Consider the following 19,055-nt stretch of genomic DNA (forward strand, 5'->3'; position numbering starts at 1 on the left):
CGCACTCCTTCTATGAGGGAACGTTGATTTCACCATCAGTTTAGGTTTTGCCTGCCTTACCAGTCACAATCCATGAACGATGAGGATATGAAATTTTTAGCCTGATATGTTATTACGCTCAGTTACCCGATGAATGTGAATCGTTAGATATACATATTCATCTTTGCTTAAATATTGATCATATGTTTTTTCTAGATATTCATTAATTTTTTGGGCACAAGCGAAAGCTTCGGTATATGTTTGCTTTACCTGGTTGTACAAAAATTCTTCACCACTGTGAATAACCTCTTTGCGAATCACTCGCATTGCAAAATATTGCAAATGGGTCAAAAATCTCGAATAGCTAAAAGAAGACTCATCCAGCACAATCCCATAATGATACGTAATAATGTTCAATATGTGTTGGACAATCTCGGTCATTTTCAGTGTAGCCTTCATCTCGTTACCGTCTATCCGTGCATTCACCATATGCAATGCAATAAATCCCGCTTCGTCTTCGCCCAATTTTACACCGAGCGTATTTTCTATTTTTTGCAGAGCATCCAGTCCAACTGCAAATTCTTTTTTGTAAAAGCGTTTAATTTCATACAGCATCGCGTTTTTGAGTGCTAATCCTTTTTCTTCCCGCTGTATGGCAAAATGAATATGGTCGGTCAATGTTAAATAAATGTTATCACTTAACTCCGTATCCAGCACTTCTGCTGCATGGGTCACGATTTCATTCACGACCTCCAGATGAGACACGGGAATATCGTTCAGCAGCTCAGTTAGTCTGGCCGTGAACTCGTTTTCATTTAACATGAAAATCTTATCTATTTTATGATCATCGACTTGGTCGCCAGCCACCTTTTTGAAGGAAATACCTCTTCCCATGACGATGACCTCTTTGCCTTTATCGTTTTTAGTCAACAGGACGTTGTTATTGAGCACCTTCTCAATAATCATTGAAGTTCCCCCCTCCCATCCTTTACCAATAAAAAATGCCCAAGCACAATTCAATACTATTGTTAACAATAGCACTCAATTGAACTCAGGCATTGCCCGCATCACCGGTCACAATCCTTCGATATAGTGCTATTGTAGCACAAAAAAAAGCGATTTCAACATATTTTATTCTCTTTCGACAAAAAATATTTTATATTAAGGCCCATTTGCCTAGTTTGCGAGTCAACAGTAACTTTAAGTGGTCGTACGCTCAATGAGGCTGTACTCCAGCGAATGAAGCTCCATTTGGCGTCCAATCAGCTGAGGAGAAAGCATGAAAAAAGCATTTTGTGCCTGAGCCATAATGGGATTTTGAACCGTTGTAATTCCCATCGTGTGCGCCAGCTCCGTGTTATCAAACCCAACAATCGCCAGATCTTCTGGTACCTTTAGCAATTGTCTGCGCGCTTCGCAGAGAATGCCCACTGCTACATAATCGTTAGCACACAAAATAGCCTCCGGAAATTCCTCACGATGCTGTAATAAATTGCGTACAACCTGTTCGCCGTCACGAATGTTATAAATAGAAGAATAGTTCCAGTGCTGCAACACTGGCAGATTGTGTTCACTCATGATCTGCTCATAAGCTCGTTGTCTGCTGTGAGTATTGATGCTGCTTGGACGACCAAAAGCATTGGCTATACGTGTATAACCTTTTTGTATCAAATGTTTGAGCGCTAACATATATCCTTCATACTGATCCATTGCGACGGAGCGAATATCGGTATGCTCCATTCGTTGCCATGCCACGATCGGTCCATATTTGCAATAAGTACTCAAAAAATCAGTGTCATTCACGCAGGAAATGATGACCAGCGCATCGACTCTTTTTCTTTTTAAATCCTCGAAAGCTTGAAGCTCTTTCTTTTTGTCTTCTCCCGAAGTATAAATAATGGTTTGAAATTCATATTGTCCTGCGATTTCTACAAAGCTGTCCAGAAATGCCAGAACAATTTCATTAATAGTTGATGTGATGATACCAATCTGAAGCGTTTGGCCCTTGGATAAAGAAATCGCATTCCGATTAGGAACATAATCTAATTCCTGCATGATTTTTAAAATTTTAGTTCTGGTTTCGTGGCTTACATGGGGGGACTGATTTAACACTCTGGATACCGTAGCTTTGGAAAAGCCCGCCAGTTTTGCAATTTGATCAAGATTCGACATGATGCTTCTCCTCACCTAAGAAAAAAATACTTGACATGAAACGCGTTACAACAATTAGGATGCTTATGAGGGCATTACGTCTATTTTAAAGCATCTATCGGTGCATTTCAAAGGATAACGGTCACCGTTAGTTATTGATTCGCATTGCAGCACCTGATGGGTTATTGACTAGAGTGAAAACATTAGATAAGAAAAGAGGTTTTCATACCATGACGAAGACGCTAAAAGGATTCCCGCAAAACTTCCTATGGGGCGGGGCAACTGCAGCCAACCAATTGGAAGGTGCTTTTGACGTAGATGGAAAAGGCCTGTCCAGCGCAGACATGATAGCCTATGTACCTAAGGCAGAACGTAAAAACGATCATGCTATAGAAATTTCGTCTGAACGACTGGAGGACATCTTGGCAGGGAAGGTAAACGCCCGTTTTCCAAAGCGTGAAGGAGTGGACTTCTACCACCGCTACAAAGAAGATATTGCTTTGTTTGCAGAAATGGGCTTTAAAGTATTCCGGATGTCCATCCACTGGTCGCGGATTTTCCCGAATGGATATGATGCCGAGCCGAATGAAGCAGGATTGCAATTTTACGACAATGTATTCGATGAGCTGCGCAAGTATGGTATTGAGCCGTTGGTAACATTGTCACATTATGAAACACCGCTAGGTCTGACACAGAAGTATAATGGCTGGTTGGGACGCGAAGTCGTAGATCATTACGTAAAATATGCCGAAACAGTATTTACACGCTATAAGGATAAAGTAAAATACTGGCTGACCTTTAACGAAATCAATGTCATGACTATGAGTCCGTTTACTGGCGGCGGTGTGGTTATTGACCGTGTAGAAAACAAGCAACAAGCGATATATCAAGCATTGCACCATCAATTTGTAGCAAGTGCACTGGCGACCAAACGGGGACATGAGATCATTCCGGGTGCTCAGATCGGCTGTATGCTGGCTCGCATTGAAAGCTACCCGCATACGTGTAACCCAGAGGATATTCTGAAAGCACAGCATGAAAATCAAATGAATCTGTTCTTTACGGATGTGCATGCTCGTGGGGAGTATCCCAACTATATGAACCGCTATTTTGAAGAAAATAATATTGTGATCCAGACAGAACCCGGCGATGCTGAAATTTTGAAAAATAATACGGTTGATTTTATCTCATTTAGCTACTACATGACCTTGACCGTATCGGCAGGTCCAGAAGGAGAAAAGGCAGCAGGGAACCTGATTGGCGGTGTGAAAAATCCGTATTTGCAGTCCTCCGATTGGGGATGGCAGATTGATCCGATCGGCCTGCGTGTTACACTAAATACGTTTTATGACCGTTACCAAAAGCCGCTGTTCATCGTGGAAAATGGCCTGGGTGCGTACGATAAGGTAGAAGAGGACGGCTCTGTGCATGACACGTATCGCATTGATTACTTGCGTCAGCATATTGCCCAAATGAAGGAAGCCATTGCTGACGGTGTTGATCTGATTGGTTACACCAGCTGGGGTCCTATCGACCTTGTGAGCATGTCTACTTCCGAAATGTCCAAGCGCTACGGATTTATTTACGTTGATTTGGATGATGACGGTAACGGAACGCTCCAACGCTCCAAAAAGGACTCATTTAACTGGTATAAAAATGTGATAGCAACCAATGGCGAAGAATTGTAATTCTATATCGTTTTGGCGGGTACAGCAGAGAAAATTAGGATGCAATCTGCTGTACCCGCTTTTTGTATAGACACCCTATTGATTTGTCAGAGGGCTTCACAAATTTTTCACTTGTAATACGCTGAAAGTTTTCTGTATAATAAATAAAAATTTCATATGTCTGGTTGATGTTTGCGGGAGATGGAACGAAAGTTCCGACCGAAGGGGCAAAACTCTCAGGTGCTTAAGCTGATTTACAGCAACAAGCAGGGACCGTAAACGGACAGAACTCTGGAGAGACCCTTAATTGGGCGCCGAAGGTGCACCGCAGATTATCATCTGCTTAAACTCTCAGGCAAAAGGACAGAGACGCGAATAACCTGTGACAGGGAATACTCTAGGCTTTTTAGAGATAAAATCCTGTACAAATTGGTTTATTTTTCGTGCCTTTAACCTCTCCAGGAGTCGAATCAACGGATTTGACTCTTTTTTGTTTTTTAATATGCTGGAGGAGCGGGTTGAAATGAATTTGGTACATTTATTAGAAACAATTGACAGTTGGATGTGGGGAGCGCCGCTTCTAATTCTCGTCATGGGCACTGGGTTGTGGCTAACGATCCGTCTGAAGATGCTTCAGATTATTCGATTGCCCTTAGCGCTCAAGCTAATTGGTAAAGCGCCGGACGAAGGCAGCGGGGATGTCAGTAGCTTTGGAGCATTGAGTACGGCACTCGCAGCTACTGTAGGTACGGGAAGTATCGTCGGTGTCGCAACAGCGATCAAACTGGGTGGGCCCGGTTCATTATTCTGGATGCTGGTTGCAGCTTTTTTCGGGATGGCAACCAAATATGCGGAAGGGTTATTATCCGTTAAATACCGTGTTAAAGACCGGAACGGACAATTTTCGGGTGGACCGATGTATTATATTGAAAACGGGCTTGGCCGCCGTTTCAAGCCGCTGGCGATGTTGTTTGCCTTTTCTGGTATTCTTGTAGCACTATTTGGAATCGGTACTTTTCCGCAAGTAAAGGCTATCGTTTCTTCTACGGAGAGTAGCTTTGGCGTGCCAACAGTAGTTACAGCAATCATTATTTCCGTGTTGACGGCTGTTGTTACGATTGGAGGACTCAAAAGTATCGCCAAGGTATCCACAAAGATTGTTCCATTCATGTCGGGGCTCTATATCGTGGTTTGTTTAATCGTACTCATTAAGTTTGCAGGAGAGCTTCCTCATGCGATCGCGCTAGTATTACAAGGGGCTTTCTCGACAACATCTGCGACGGGTGGTTTTGCCGGAGCCACGATTATGCTGGCAATGCGAAGCGGAGTTGCCAGAGGGATCTTTGCAAATGAAGCTGGTTTGGGAAGTGCGCCAATCGCAGCAGCAGCAGCTAAGACGAAATGGCCCGCAGAACAAGGACTAATATCCATGACGGGCGTTTTTATCGATACGATGATTATTTGTAATTTGACAGGATTTACATTGCTGGTTACGGGAATATGGAGTGGAAATGATGATGGAGGTCTGATGACTCAACATGCGTTTTCCAGTGCCTTTCCGGCTGGAGCAGAGCTCGTGACGATTAGCCTTATTTTATTTGCGTTCACAACGATACTTGGCTGGAACTACTACGGGGAACGCTGTGTTGAATATTTGCTTGGGGTCAAGTGGATTAAACCATACCGTTATCTGTTCATCATACTGGTTGCCGGAGGCGCGTTCATCAAGCTCGATGCCATCTGGCTGCTGGCAGATATTTTTAACGCAATGATGGCTTTTCCGAACCTGATTGCATTGCTCGGCTTGTCGGGAATTGTCGTTGCCGAAACTCGCACCTATATGAACTCTTTGTATCCTAATAAGAAAAAGGGCATTCTTGCAGGTGCCAATGTAGGGGCGGCTATCCAAGTAGAAGAAAAAGGACAAACGATCAATTCATAAATAATAAAAGGGAGTGCTCTCAGCCATCACAGGCTTGAGGACACTCCCTTTTAATTGTTATAAGACTGGTATTTACCGACATTTTATTTATTCTGAATAGCCATTAATTCATAATGTTTACAAATCTAAGGGTTATTACATGGAATCATAATCGTAATTTGAAAATTTGAATCCGTAATTGTTGTATTTAAATAACCACCGTACTTCTTTATTACTTGATGGATGTTAAGTAATCCATACCCATGTTTTTTTGAAGGGGAATTGTATGTTTTGGTTGAGAATGCTGTATTGAGACAATTACTTTTTGAATTGCGAACATAAATCCATAGGGCAGAATTATCGGTTAAAATTTCCAAATGAATTGAATGCTCTTTCTTTCTAGGAAGCTGCCTTACAGCTTCAATAGCATTATCGAAAACATTACCTAAGACAATACATAGATCATGACTTCCAATACTAATGTTTGCAGGGTTAATATGGATTTGATGAAAGAAAGCTATCCCACTTTTATCAGCGATGCTGAAAGTGTGATTTACCAAGGCATCAATAACAAGATGTCCTGTTGTTATATGAAGTCGTGGTGATTCTATATTTTCTAGAGTTTGGTTAATGTGATTAACACCCTCTTCCGTCCTCTGTTCTTGTAGACAAGCACGGACAAATATTAACTGTTTTTTGAAATCATGAATACTTCGTTTGATATCACTAAGAGATCGAGTTGTTTCTTTATAATGTTTTTCTTGCATCAGCATTTGCTTTTGAAAAAAGCGTGAGAGGTTTGACTTTTCTATCAGCTTGTCCATTAGAAAGACAATAATTACGTTCATTCCAATAATACATATTATTGACATTATAAGGAATGAATTATATTTCATTAAAGAAAATAAACTATAATGTATGAATAAGTTAAACGATGTTCCTATTAATATTACAAAATAATACATAATCCCTATCTTGTATTTTCTCCCTTTTTTTAAATAATGAACGAATAGTACTATAATAAGTATGAAGTATAAAGAGGCGAAAAGTAAAAAAAGGTTAACTATTGGATTGGAAAAATCACTTTGCTTTGTTGTGCTAAACAAAAATAAAGAGTAATTAGAAAACGAGGTGACATTAATGTAAACGCAATGATTCAAAAAACTCACCCTTCCTGAAAACGAGAAATTATAAAACGAGCATACGCCTCACGAAGCGATTTAGCGTGAGAACGACCTACAGGAAATTCTTGTTGGTTTGACATAATAACAGAAGTAGTTGAAAACTTACGTATATGAACTAAATTCACGATTATTGACCTATGTATAAACACAAACGGATATTTTAATTGTTCATAAACCGCTTTCAACGTTCCGGAAATAAAATAGTTGTGTGAATCCGTTGCAATACAAAGTTCATTATGGATGTAATTGTTTTCACCTTTTGAGATGGCTATGATTTCAGAGTGTCTCAATACAAGATGCTCAGTTTTATTTTTCACAGATAGAAAGTGGGATACTGAAGAACGCATATAATGACATAGTTTATTTATCTTTTCTACAAAGAGTTTATAAGTAAGGGGTTTAAGTAAATATTGAAATGCTTGTACTTCAAAACTTTCTAGCATGTATTCTGGATAGTTAGTTAGAAATATGATTTGAACTTCTCGGTCAGGAAAAAGGCGAATAAGTTTTGCAGTTTCAATTCCCGATAATTCCCTCATTTCAATATCTAACAAGATAATATGAAAGGAGTATCGCTCTTGTGAACTATAAGATTTGATTAGATCTTCCCCCGATAAAAAGAATTGTAGATTAAAATCTAAGGATTCACTTACTGACATACACATGAAAAAGTGTTGTAAAATTTTATGCATTGCGGGATCATCGTCACAAACAGCAACTTGAAACAAATAGACCACCTCAAATATGTTATATAAATCCAGTATATTGTAAAAAAAGTCTATTCGAAGTGATGTTTTACATATGAAAACAATTACCATCAGGTTATGGAATTTTTGTTGGTAAAAGTTTAAATGCATACTTATACTGTGGAGAGGACGTAGCCCAGGCGAGGGAATGGATACGTTCTTTTTTATTGCTTAGAAACCTTATTTTCAGCCTATATAAAAGTATTCAGCTAAAGCTCTACTGGTTAAGTTCGCGTTACGACAACGGCAGGAACAAGCAGCTGCACGCTCCTAGTGCTTTTAATCTTTGCTGCTGTCTCAAGCAGTCTAATCCTTTATTTTCTTTGGACATATAAACAAAGAATTAACAAGTAACGTACTTTGCCATTAAAGAAATATAGGCAACAAAAATATTAATCTCACATGAAGCTGACATGTTTGGTCGTTGAGATGGATTTTTTTGCATTTCAGGATACAAGCTTATTTTTTCTTTTTGCCTTATGCTACATTAAAAGCCGAGAAGTAAAAGCTATCTAGGGTGCACTGCAAGAATGAAATTTGCAACTCAAAATGAGCGTACATCTTATTTTTAAAACTTATGTGAATTTTGTCACTAATTAATAATCGATTCATAATTACATAGGGACCGTATCCATTCTAAGGAGGGCTAAAATGAAAGCTTCGCAATATAACTTTATTTTTAATGACATTATTGAAAATACCGATAAAACGGTACTTTATAATTCTCGAACAGGTGCATTGGCAGTTCTTGAACCGGAGTACTATAAACAGTTTTGCGAACTTACAAACAATGGATTGGCAATAAATAATGATACTTATCTTAAAAATCTTATCGAATGTGGCTATATCGTAGAAGATAATATGAATGAAAAAGCATATGTAAAGGTAAACCTCTTAAAAAATCGGTTTGAATCTTCTAATTTAATGCTAACAATTGCCCCTACAATGGCCTGCAATTTTCGATGTGTATACTGTTTTGAGAAAGACCAATATCATAACAAAACTATGAGTGAAGAAACAGCTCAAAGTATAGTCAATTTTGTTAAAACAAATGCTAGTAAACTTGACACTCTTAATGTTACATGGTATGGCGGTGAGCCCTTGATTGCAATGAAGCAGATAGTTAGGATATCGGAAGATTTTTTGGAAATATGTAAAGAAAACAATATACAATATACGGCCAGTGTCATTACAAACGGCTATCTTTTAAATAAAGAAAAAGTTCAAACGTTAATCTCATGTGGAGTAAATGATATTCAAGTCACTGTTGACGGTCCTAAAGAAGTACATGATCTTAGACGCCCTTTAGTAAGTGGAAGAGGGACATTTGATGTCATAATGAATAACCTCAAGCAAATTAAAGGGATGATTAAGATATTTATGAGAATAAATACTGACCAAGACAACTGGTTGAATTTACATGAAATCGTAGGATTCTTAAAGGAAAATTCTTTATTGGAAAATGTAATACCTTATCTAGGATTAGTTACGCCGACGAATGGAAAGTATGAGGGAACTAAGTGCTTGACAGACGAGATGTATTCAAAATTTAATTTAAAATTTATGTCGGAAAATGATATCCCAATTAGTTATATTTATCCTGCACCTAAAGGTAATTATTGTTCTGCGGACAAGTATAATAGTTTCGTTATTGATCCTCTTGGTCATTTATATAAATGTTGGAGCGATATTGGAATTATTGAGCAGTGTGTTGGAATTATAAATGAAGATACATCAGTGAAATGGAATACTGAGCTTCTTGGTTGTTATTTATTATATGATCCTACTGAAGATGAAAAATGTTCAGACTGTAAGTACTTACCTGTGTGTTTAGGAGGATGCCCTCACAATAGAATGGCAGACTTTAACATATGTGAGCAATATCGTTATAATTTGCAGGAGTATATTACCGAGTGCACGAAAGTATTACTGGCTGGACAATTAACGGAAAATAAGAAGGAGGTTTCTGAATCATGTTAATGCTAAAAAAAATGTGTATTGTTTTATGTGGTTTCTTACTTATGGGGATGCCATTAGGTTCTTCAAGTAATGCAGCTTCAAATGATGTTAAGAATATCAATCTAACGGCTATAAATTGTAATGTCACCGTTACAAAAACTTCAGCAAGTGATTTTAGTTATGAGTATAACAAATCCTTGTATACTGTCACTTCTACATTAAGTGGATCTACAATTTACATCACAGTAAAGGGGAAAGGCTCAGTTAACGGCATTTCCGACAGAGTTAATATTTTAATTCCTGAAAAAAGTTATGAAAAAATAACGGTGGAAAGTACAAAGGCTGGAGTTTCACTTCCAGAGCTAAATACTAATCTTGATATCACAGGTGTAGATGGTTCCTCAATGTCAGTTCGTGTGCCTGTAGGATACTCAAAAGCCATTAATTATGACAATACAAAAGGTTCAGGTTCCTTAACTTTTAGTAAAGGAGCTTCCGATTACACGGTTACAGTTAAGACGACTGCAAGTGCATTAAGTGTTCCTGCGGGATGGCCATTGTTTAGACCAAACTTAACATATAACTATATAAATGGGGCAGGTAAAGCAAAAATAAATATCACGCTTGAAAACAGTGCATTTTCTATTGCAGCTCAAAAGTGATAAGTAGCATATAGTTTTTCAACTGTATGTTATTTATATAAATTAAAATTTAAGGAGGGAAAAACCATGGACGTATTGGTAAAAAGTGCTGTACAAGTAAGTGCACATTGTCCTTTCCACGGTTCAAGTGGCTGTACTCTTTCTTGTTCCTACAAGATGTAGCTTAAGAGAAGTAACATTACTTAGCGAGATGCTGTTTCAGCATCTCGCTAAGATTTACCTAATATGAAATATAGGTGATGAATATGATAGTCCTAGAATACTTGAAAAAATACCTTTCAAAAACGCGCAAGTATGTATTTTTTTACATTGCAGTTACTTCAGTATTGTGGATTATAGGAATTATTGTGCCTTACATCACAGGCATATATATTGATTATTTAGTATCAAAAAGTAATATAAGTATCATTTTATATTTTGTACTGTTACTGGGGATTATAAATATAGCAAACATTCTCATACAATATTTAACTGCTCTTTTCTCTACCAAATTGAATAATTTATTATTATACGAAATCTGCAATGATATCTATCAAAAGATATTTAAAACCAAACTGTCGGTCTTCAAAGATAAGGATAATGCATACTTAGTTGACCAAATTAATAATGATTCATCCACAGTAGTTGACTTTTTTTCAAATAATATTTCTAACTTAGTATTGCAAGTAATAACAATAATTGTCAGCGGTATTATTGTTTTAAAAGCTGATGTACTACTATGCGTTATAATTTTCTCGCTTATTCCATTTTATATATTTACATATGTGGTTTTTAGAAAAAAATTGTATAAAGCAAATTTGAAATACAAAAAAGAAGCAAATGAATACTACTCTAAAAAAGTCGAACAAATTAACAAATTGGTTTTTATAAAGAAGAATGTACTCTTTAATGAAATGAATGAGCGGTTAAATAAAGCATTTAATTCATTATTTAGAGTTGCGACTTCACAAGTGAAAACTAATTATATTTTCTCAAATCTAAATCAATTTATATTGATCATCTGCTATATATTTGTAATTGGAATTGGAGGTCATAAAGTTGTAATTGGCCAAATGAGTGTAGGGCAGTTCACTATAATTAACACCTACCTTTCAATGATCATCTCGTCAACCTCATATTTATTAAGTTTAGCAAGCTCATACCAAGAGACGAAAGTATCGATAGAACGGTTAAATGACATTATGAAATCTGAAAATGATATTTATGGTAGTGCAACACTTGTAGAATTAGAGAAAATAAGTATTAAAAAATTAGGTGTTAAATATTCTGGTGAAAGCGTATTTAGAGACTTTTCATATGATTTTTCTAAGGGTGAAATTTACGGGATATGTGGCCATAATGGTTCAGGCAAAACAACATTACTTAATACTATGATAGGTCTATATAGTGATCTTTACACAGGAGAGATAGCTTTTAATAATTGCTCCATAAAAGATTTGGATATGCTTAATATGAGGCGTTTTAAAATTTCTTATGTAGAACAGAATCCGGAGTTTTTAAATCTACCAATAGAGGAATATTTAAAATTTGGAATTAATTTTTCGAAAGAGACTGCTAGTAACCAAAATGAGCTTATAAATGCCTTTGGTCTTGAAGGGATGATAACAAAATCTAACCTTGAAAATATATTAATAAATGAAAATGGGAGCAACTTTTCTGGTGGTGAAAAGCAAAAATTATCTTTGATTCGTGCATTAAGTAAAGATTCATTCTTAACGATTCTTGATGAGCCAACATCAGCCCTAGATTCAAAGAGTGTAAGTGGACTTGTAGAAATATTGACTAAGCAAAAGTCAAGAAAGATAACAATCGTGGTATCACATGACCAGAGACTATTAGCAGCATGTGACCATATCCTGAATATCGAAATCCAAAAGGAACGTGATGATATTGGATTCCACAGTTATGGAGTTCTTTAGAAACATCGAAAAACAGTATGGGAATTATTCTCGACTATTTAAGTTATTTCAGACAAAGAATAAATCCTATTTATATGATGTGGGCACAGGCAAAGTAATGGAATGTAATGAAATAGAGTATACATTTCTAAATAACTTACAATTGTACGGAGATATAGCGAAGGTAATAAATCCTATTAAAGTTAATGATGATACATTGACTATTCTAATTGACTTAATACATGTTGCGCATGAGCAGCATTTATTCCAAGCTCCTCCTCTTTTATCCTTTGCACTATCAGAAGATGAGGTTTTAAAAAATGCAAAAAGCCATCTAGAACAGGTTACACTGGAGTTGACCGAACAATGTAATATGGCATGTCACTATTGCATATATCATTCAGGAAACATAGACTTCAGAGAGTTTGGACGTAGACACATGTCCTGGCAAGTAGCAGAGTTAGCAATTGATTATACTTTAAAAAACTCAGGTAAAAAAGTCGCGGTAACTTTTTATGGTGGGGAGCCATTAATAGAATTTAAATTATTAAAGCATTGTGTAGCCTATGCTCTGGAAAATGGCGCTGGTAAAGATCTAACTTTTTCAATGACAACAAATTTAACCTTAATGACTGCTGAAATCGCAGAATATCTATCTACAATCCCTAACTTTGGAGTTGTATGTAGTATTGATGGTCCAAAGGAAATACATGATTGTAGAAGGGTATTTAAAAATGGCGCGGGCACTTACGACAAGGCAATTCATGGTCTTAAATATCTAATTAATGCTTATGGAGAAAAAAGTAATTCCCTTATATCGCTAAGCATGGTAACACCCAGACCAACTAATGATGCGGTAATGAAAAAAATTCAAAATTTCTTTAATTCTCTTTCGTGGGTACCTAAGGATATTACTAAAAATATTTCTTATGTGAGACACTCGTCTGACATAGAGAAAACGATTACTAAAGAAAACCCTATACATTGTTATGATAACCCTGTAGGGAACTGGACAACTGATCTGATGTTAAATAATACTTATACATCACAAAGTAACCCATTCACAATCGATTTTTTACACAAACAATTCTCAATAATACATGATAGGATTTTAACTGAAACTCCTTACCCGAATTATAATTTAAATGGCTGCTGTTCACCTGCGACAAGAAGAATCTATGTAACGGCAAATGGAGATTTTCATTTATGCGAACGCATAGGAAAATCACCTTCAGTTGGGAATGTTTACAGTGGTTTAGATGAAACTGTGTTAATTGATCTTTATATAGAGGACTATTGTAAGGAAAGCTTACCACAATGTTCTGAATGTTGGGCTATACGTCTATGTTCGGTATGTTACGTCGAATGTTACGATAGTGACAAATTTAATATTGAAAAAAAGAGAATGGCTTGTAGGCGTTCTTTAGATATGCTAGAACATGCATTGATAAGCTATCATACTATCTTGGAAAACAAACCACATTTATTAGAAGCATTAAATCATATTACTTTGGTGTAATCTATAAACAAAGTAGAGTTGAAGGAGGATTATAAGTGAGAATTGTAAATCCATTTGGAAAGAAGCCTTTAATGGCAAATAGTCTTGGAATTGTTCCTTTATCTTGCATATGTTCTTCCGGTAGTAATAACATACTTCATGATTTTGGACATGGCTCGAATTGTGCATGTAAATGTCGCCCTGATAGACAAATGAATAGTAGTGCAAACTATGATATGGCTTTGAGTTGATCTATTAAAGGATCAACGTTTGTAGAATATCAATTTTGAAAAAATCGCTTCTACTCAGTTAGATGAGTGGAAGCGATTTTTTATTAATCATTACAAAAATATGGAAACAAGTTTGCAGGGGAATATGGATCACAGGCAGACGGTGCATATTCAATCGTATGCGAAGCTCAGTCTTCGAAGTAACTCATTTGCAGTGTTCCATTTAGGGCAGTATTTCCAGATGGGAATCAAGTGAAGCTAATCTTTGATCGCTCCAGCGGCAAGATCGGAAATAAACTGGCGGCTGATAAAAAGAAACAAAATAATAAGAGGGAGTACAGCCAGCAGGGTGCCAGCAATGACCATCGCATAGTCCGTATTGTAAATCCCGTTCAACTGGGACAATGCAATCTGGAGCGTAAATTTGCGCTCATCCGTTAAAACGATTAACGGCCATAAGTAATCATTCCAAGCTCCTATAAAGGTAAATGCGCCGAGAAAAGCGAACGCAGGTCTTAAAATCGGTAGTGCTACATTCCAGTACAGCCGAAAAAAGCTGCACCCGTCCATACGCCCCGCATCCAGCAGCTCTTTGGGAATGGATTCTTCTGCATACTGGCGGATCCAGAAAATGCCGAAAGCATTTACCATACCTGGGATGATGAGCGCTTTGAACGTACCTACCCATCCAAAGGAAGCCATCATGACAAAGGAGGGGACGAGCGAAAGTTGTGAAGGGACCATCATTGTAGCTAGCAGTATGACGAATAGCATCTTTTTGCCCGGAAAATCAAACTTGGCGAATGCAAAACCGGCCAGTGAATCAAAAAACAGCACCAATAGGGTAACAGAACTGGCTACAAAAAGGGTATTAAAAAAAGCTCCGGCAAAATCAATCTGCTGCAATACTCTCGTTATGTTATCCAGGAAGTGGCTGCCGAACCACAATTGTGGCGGAAAACGATAGATGTCTGAGGTTGTACGGGTCGCCATGACGATCAGCCAGTAAAATGGAAACATCGACAGGATGATACCTACCAACAGCCCGGCATATAGAACAATGGATTTTGCACGTGTCTGCATCATGTTGTGACGCTCCTTCCATCGTTATTTTTTACCTTGAACGAGTTTCCAATTGATGATGGAGAATACAGCAATGATGAGAAACATGCCCCATCCGACGGCAGCACCATATCCAAAATAGTTGTTGATGAACGACTCGCGGTACAGGTATAAAACGATGGTCATGCCACTTGCCCCGGAACCGCCGTCATTACCGACCAGAACCTGTGGCTCAGTGAAGAGCTGCATACCGCCGATGGTGGACGTAATGACTGTAAATAAAATAACTGGGCGCAGCATGGGAATGGTGATGCGGAAAAAAGCCTGTGCTCCGGTTGCGCCGTCTATTTTGGCGGCCTCATACAGCACATGCGGAATACTCTGGAGTCCAGCCAGATAGATGATGGCGTTGTAACCCATCCATCTCCAGACGACCATGGAAGAAATGGCGATTTGGATACCCCACGGCACATTGAGCCATTGGATCATAGGTAGCCCCAAAAGCTGCAGAAGATAGTTGAGAAATCCAAAATTGTTGGCAAATAAGGCGCCGAAGATGATGGCAACAGCAACAATAGACGTCACATTGGGCAGGAAGAATCCAACTCGCCATAAGGTGCGCAATTTCACAAAAGGGGCATAAAGCAGAAAGGCAACAATAAGGGCTAGAAGTAGCATTGGAATCGTGGCATACACCCAGATCACAAACGTATTGCCTACAGCCTGCCAAAATTCGGTGTCTGTCACAAGGTAACGAAAGTTACCCCAACCGTTATAGGTCATGTCTCCGATCCCGTCCCATTTGTGAAACGCCAGGTACAATGAAAAGCCAATCGGAAACAAGCCAAAGATGGCAAACAGCAGATAAAATGGCGAGATCGCAGCATATACGGCCCGGTGCTTCCAGATTTCTCTCAGCATATTGTCCACACGCCTTTTTTGGATTTTGTTTTTTACCGCTGTAATTCCCGTTCAATTCGTTGCATCGTTTCCGACCATAATGCGTCGGGATCGGCATCTTGTTTGGCCACATTGGAAAGACGGCGGGTCACTATGCCATGGATGACAGGATAGCGCTCGCCGAAATAGCTGCTTTTCACATGACGTGCGGAGGCGGCAAAAATGAGACCAGTGGCCTGACCACCAAAGAAAGGCTCGGGTGTCTCCATGACTGGATCGTCATAGACGCCGGGAGTGGATGGGAACAGCCCGATTTTGTGGTAGGCTTCCAGTTGGTGTTCCGGGTTTTGCAGCCAGGTCAGGACTTCAAAGGCTTCTTTGGGGTGTTGGCTGGATTTGAGGATAGAGATGAAAGAACCTCCCAGATTGCCGTCTCCTCCAGGAGCCCGAGCGACTCTCCATTTGCCTGTTGTATCCGGTGCAGCCTCTGTGAGAACTTGCTTCATCCAGATTGCCCCTACGAACGAGGCGATTTTACCGTTATTGACCGAAGCGTTCCATTCGGGAGTCCAGCCATCCGCATTGGCGAGCAGATGCTTCCTATGGAAATCCACAGCGGTTTTCCAGCCTAGGCGGATGTCAGGAGATTGATTGCCGACATAACTTCCGTCCGGCTTGAAGTATAGGTTCGTATGCTGAGCAAGCACTTGATTGTAAACGTTTACAATATTGTCAGCCAAAAACGAACGACTTCCGAATTTCTGACGAAGTTGTTCTCCGGCTGCCATGTAATCATCCCATGTACGGATAGAGGAACTGACCTGTTCAGGATCACTAGGTAAGCCCGCCTGTTCAAACAGGTCGCTACGATAGAAGAGGGCGGTGGGTCCAGTATCCATAGGAAATGCAATCATTTTACCATCAGGAGTGATCCCCTGATTCCATTTCCATTCCAAATATTGATCCTTCAGGCGATCTGCTCCGAGTTCCCTTAAATCATAAAAACGATCTGCACTGGGGAACAGCTCCACCATCCAGTCGTTCAGAGCTACGATGTCTGGTTCATCGGAACGAGCTGCGAGCGTTGTCTTCAGTTTGGCTTTAAAGTCACCGCCTATTTTTTGAGTTTTTAATTCAATGTCGGGGAACTGTTTTTCCGCCTGGGCGAGCAATTCATCATCAATAGAACGATTCCAATACCATAATGTAAGCGTTATCTTTTTTCCGTTTGACAAATTAGTTTCAGATGATTGGCCTTTAGAGGACAGGGACCCACTACAACCACTAATCATAGTGAGAAAAGCAAGACATAATATCAGCCATTGTACTGTCTTCACGTCATTTCCCTCCTTGCTGTCTGAATAATCTGCCTACTGAACAAGTTGTAAAATGGTTTAGCTCCATCATATGAAGCTGTTACCCATTTATGTGCATTGCCTTAACCAAAAACAAAAAATTTGAAACGTTTATCCATAAAAAAAAGCACGTGCGTCTGTTATAGGAAGATCGCACGTGTTTAAGTCAGGGGATTAGCTTCATGACATCAATCGTTGTATCTCATCTTTCAGAGTTTCGGACCGAGTACCGAAAATAACCTGCAGGGTACCGTTCCCAAGCCTGATAATTCCTGACGCTCCGAGCTGCTTAAGAGCTTGATCGTTAACCATTTTGTCGTCTTTGACGACAAGGCGTAGCCGTGTGATACAGGCATCAATGCTTTGGATGTTGTCTGAACCGCCGAGATAGGTTAGGACCTTGTCTGCATGACTGGACTGAGTGTCGCATAGGGTGCTTGCCTTTCCGTGGGGTATGGATTCGTTAGCCTCAGATAAGAGATTGTCATCTACATCGTCTTCACGTCCGGGAGTCTTTAGGTTGAATTTGAGAATGATGAAGCGGAATAGAAAATAATACACGAAGGCGAAGACAAGCCCGATCGGGATCATTCGCAAAGGGTGAGTGGAGAGCTTCATATTGACCAGATAGTCAATGAGACCTGCTGAAAAAGAAAAGCCAAGTTTGACATCCAATAGGTATACGACCAGACCGCTCAGCCCTGTCAGCAGAGCATGAACGCCGTAAAGCAATGGTGCAATGAACATAAACGAAAATTCGAGGGGCTCAGTAATTCCGGTCAGGAACGACGCTAGCGCAGAACCAATAAAGATGGAAGCGACAGCTTTACGTTTTTCCGGTTTGGCCGTATGGATGAATGCGAGAGCCGCCGCCGGCAGAGCGAACATCATAATGGGGAAGAAGCCGGACATGAACATACCTGCCGATGTATCACCTGCAAAAAAACGCGTCAGATCACCATGAACAACTTCACCTGCAGCATTGGTATAGTCACCAATTTGAAACCATGCGATCGAGTTCAACACATGATGCAAACCGAGCGGGATCAGCAGCCGATTGGCAATCATGAACACCATTGAGCCGATTCCGCCAAAGCCGACAATCCAGTTGCCGAAGGCTGCAATTCCATCTTGTATCGGACTCCAGATCATGCCGAGCAGAATGGCTAGAATCATGGTCGTGAAGGCGGTAATCATGGGGACAAAACGTTTGCCCGAAAAAAAGCCAAGCCAATCTGGAAGCTGAATATTGTGATATTTTTTAAACAGGTAAGCAGACCATCCGCCGATAAAAATACCACCCAATACGCCCATGTCCAGCTTGACGTCGTCTGGAATATACGCAAATATACCCGGTACGGCCGCCAAAATACGGGTCAGCACCAAGTAGGCAATGACTGCCGAAAGTGCGGCTACCGCGTCGCCTGCCAGGCCAATGGCAACACCGATGGAGAAAATGAGCGCCAGGTTGCCGAAGATGGCACCCGCTCCTTCGTTCAGAAAAGGAGTGACATAATGATTCAGAAATCCACCGACTCCAGGACCAAGCGGAATGTCCGTTTCATAATTAATGAGAGCTAGCCCTTGCAAGATCCCTGCGGCGGGTAAAGTAGCTACTGGAAGCATTAACGACTTGCCGATTTTTTGTAGAAATTTCAGCATAACATTCTTCCCTTCTTCATCAAGTTTGGGAGTGTCGTATTCATCCTGAAATCCTTACGTCCAGCCATTTTTTTACATCATAAATCGCGCAATCTAACATGGTCAACGATTATTTTAGAATACAAAAAGACGTAAATCCGTAGTTGACATCGCTTACATGCTTATATAATATCAAATTTAA

At 39.4% G+C, this 19,055-nt stretch carries 14 protein-coding genes and 2 riboswitches; of the genes, 6 read left to right on the forward strand and 8 right to left on the reverse strand.

The genetic code is table 11. The annotated features are described in order from the left end of the window. Positions 1–96: 96 nt before the first annotated feature. Together licT and C0638_RS13845 are read right to left on the reverse strand one after the other, a co-directional pair. Positions 97–945 carry a BglG family transcription antiterminator LicT gene (gene licT / locus C0638_RS13840; protein ID WP_016818607.1) on the reverse strand — a complete coding sequence of 283 codons (849 nt, stop codon included), beginning with the start codon at positions 943–945 and terminating at the stop codon, positions 97–99. 234 nt (positions 946–1,179) lie between these two features. Then, entirely contained in the window at positions 1,180–2,151 is a 972-nt protein-coding gene (locus C0638_RS13845; protein ID WP_040103040.1) for a LacI family DNA-binding transcriptional regulator, read from the reverse strand. Between the two features lie 209 nt (positions 2,152–2,360). Between C0638_RS13845 and C0638_RS13850 the strand changes: the two genes are divergently transcribed. Together C0638_RS13850 and C0638_RS13855 are read left to right on the forward strand one after the other, a co-directional pair. Further along, entirely contained in the window at positions 2,361–3,818 is a 1,458-nt protein-coding gene (locus C0638_RS13850) for a glycoside hydrolase family 1 protein (protein ID WP_013372717.1), read from the forward strand. Positions 3,819–3,982: 164 nt separating this feature from the next. After that, a riboswitch (glycine riboswitch) is annotated at positions 3,983–4,067 on the forward strand. A gap of 11 nt (positions 4,068–4,078) precedes the next feature. Next, positions 4,079–4,174, forward strand: a riboswitch (glycine riboswitch). A gap of 146 nt (positions 4,175–4,320) precedes the next feature. Next, entirely contained in the window at positions 4,321–5,739 is a 1,419-nt protein-coding gene (locus tag C0638_RS13855; RefSeq protein WP_016324662.1) for an alanine/glycine:cation symporter family protein, read from the forward strand. A 125-nt stretch (positions 5,740–5,864) separates the two neighbouring features. Here C0638_RS13855 and C0638_RS25700 read toward each other — a convergent pair whose 3' ends face one another. Further along, positions 5,865–6,485: a sensor histidine kinase gene (locus C0638_RS25700; RefSeq protein WP_233902204.1), complete on the reverse strand. Its 621-nt coding sequence runs from the start codon at positions 6,483–6,485 to the stop codon at positions 5,865–5,867. Positions 6,486–6,883: 398 nt separating this feature from the next. Further along, positions 6,884–7,630 (reverse strand): LytR/AlgR family response regulator transcription factor, encoded by a 747-nt coding sequence (locus tag C0638_RS13865; protein ID WP_254207786.1) that lies wholly within the window; start codon positions 7,628–7,630, stop codon positions 6,884–6,886. Positions 7,631–8,299: 669 nt separating this feature from the next. On the opposite strand from C0638_RS13865, the gene C0638_RS13870 reads away from it, so the two are divergent. The 4 genes from C0638_RS13870 (at position 8,300) to C0638_RS13885 (ending at position 13,686) form a co-directional block, all read left to right on the forward strand. Next, positions 8,300–9,628, forward strand: coding sequence for a radical SAM/SPASM domain-containing protein (locus C0638_RS13870; protein WP_013372712.1), 1,329 nt, complete (start codon positions 8,300–8,302; stop codon positions 9,626–9,628). Next, complete coding sequence (locus C0638_RS13875) at positions 9,622–10,269, forward strand: hypothetical protein (RefSeq protein ID WP_025678488.1); 648 nt, start codon at positions 9,622–9,624, stop codon at positions 10,267–10,269. Before C0638_RS13870 ends, C0638_RS13875 begins: the two co-directional genes overlap by 7 nt. Positions 10,270–10,514: 245 nt before the next feature. Continuing rightward, entirely contained in the window at positions 10,515–12,188 is a 1,674-nt protein-coding gene (locus tag C0638_RS13880) for an ATP-binding cassette domain-containing protein (RefSeq protein ID WP_025678486.1), read from the forward strand. Then, complete coding sequence (locus C0638_RS13885; RefSeq protein WP_102163564.1) at positions 12,154–13,686, forward strand: radical SAM protein; 1,533 nt, start codon at positions 12,154–12,156, stop codon at positions 13,684–13,686. Before C0638_RS13880 ends, C0638_RS13885 begins: the two co-directional genes overlap by 35 nt. Positions 13,687–14,153: 467 nt before the next feature. Here C0638_RS13885 and C0638_RS13890 read toward each other — a convergent pair whose 3' ends face one another. From C0638_RS13890 to C0638_RS13905, 4 genes are all read right to left on the reverse strand, one after another. After that, positions 14,154–14,981 (reverse strand): carbohydrate ABC transporter permease, encoded by an 828-nt coding sequence (locus tag C0638_RS13890; RefSeq protein WP_058712314.1) that lies wholly within the window; start codon positions 14,979–14,981, stop codon positions 14,154–14,156. Positions 14,982–15,002: 21 nt separating this feature from the next. After that, on the reverse strand, positions 15,003–15,878 hold the full coding sequence (locus tag C0638_RS13895) for a carbohydrate ABC transporter permease (protein WP_013372705.1): 876 nt from the start codon (positions 15,876–15,878) through the stop codon (positions 15,003–15,005). Positions 15,879–15,910: 32 nt separating this feature from the next. After that, positions 15,911–17,194, reverse strand: coding sequence for an ABC transporter substrate-binding protein (locus C0638_RS13900; protein ID WP_058712315.1), 1,284 nt, complete (start codon positions 17,192–17,194; stop codon positions 15,911–15,913). A gap of 198 nt (positions 17,195–17,392) precedes the next feature. Continuing rightward, a complete protein-coding gene (locus C0638_RS13905) occupies positions 17,393–18,874 on the reverse strand; it encodes a PTS transporter subunit EIIC (protein ID WP_058712316.1) in 1,482 nt (493 codons plus the stop codon). Between the last annotated feature and the right edge of the window lie 181 nt (positions 18,875–19,055).

Origin of the sequence: Paenibacillus sp. lzh-N1 (genome assembly GCF_002872435.1) — a bacterium.
GTDB lineage: Bacteria > Bacillota > Bacilli > Paenibacillales > Paenibacillaceae > Paenibacillus > Paenibacillus polymyxa_C.

Coding starts and splice junctions, on each gene's coding strand:
- licT (WP_016818607.1), bottom strand. CDS start 945: ATGATTATTGAGAAGGTGCTCAATAACAACGTCCTGTTGACTAAAAAC.
- C0638_RS13845 (WP_040103040.1), bottom strand. CDS start 2,151: ATGTCGAATCTTGATCAAATTGCAAAACTGGCGGGCTTTTCCAAAGCT.
- C0638_RS13850 (WP_013372717.1), top strand. CDS start 2,361: ATGACGAAGACGCTAAAAGGATTCCCGCAAAACTTCCTATGGGGCGGG.
- C0638_RS13855 (WP_016324662.1), top strand. CDS start 4,321: ATGAATTTGGTACATTTATTAGAAACAATTGACAGTTGGATGTGGGGA.
- C0638_RS25700 (WP_233902204.1), bottom strand. CDS start 6,485: ATGCAAGAAAAACATTATAAAGAAACAACTCGATCTCTTAGTGATATC.
- C0638_RS13870 (WP_013372712.1), top strand. CDS start 8,300: ATGAAAGCTTCGCAATATAACTTTATTTTTAATGACATTATTGAAAAT.
- C0638_RS13875 (WP_025678488.1), top strand. CDS start 9,622: ATGTTAATGCTAAAAAAAATGTGTATTGTTTTATGTGGTTTCTTACTT.
- C0638_RS13880 (WP_025678486.1), top strand. CDS start 10,515: ATGATAGTCCTAGAATACTTGAAAAAATACCTTTCAAAAACGCGCAAG.
- C0638_RS13885 (WP_102163564.1), top strand. CDS start 12,154: ATGATATTGGATTCCACAGTTATGGAGTTCTTTAGAAACATCGAAAAA.
- C0638_RS13890 (WP_058712314.1), bottom strand. CDS start 14,981: ATGATGCAGACACGTGCAAAATCCATTGTTCTATATGCCGGGCTGTTG.
- C0638_RS13895 (WP_013372705.1), bottom strand. CDS start 15,878: ATGCTGAGAGAAATCTGGAAGCACCGGGCCGTATATGCTGCGATCTCG.
- C0638_RS13905 (WP_058712316.1), bottom strand. CDS start 18,874: ATGCTGAAATTTCTACAAAAAATCGGCAAGTCGTTAATGCTTCCAGTA.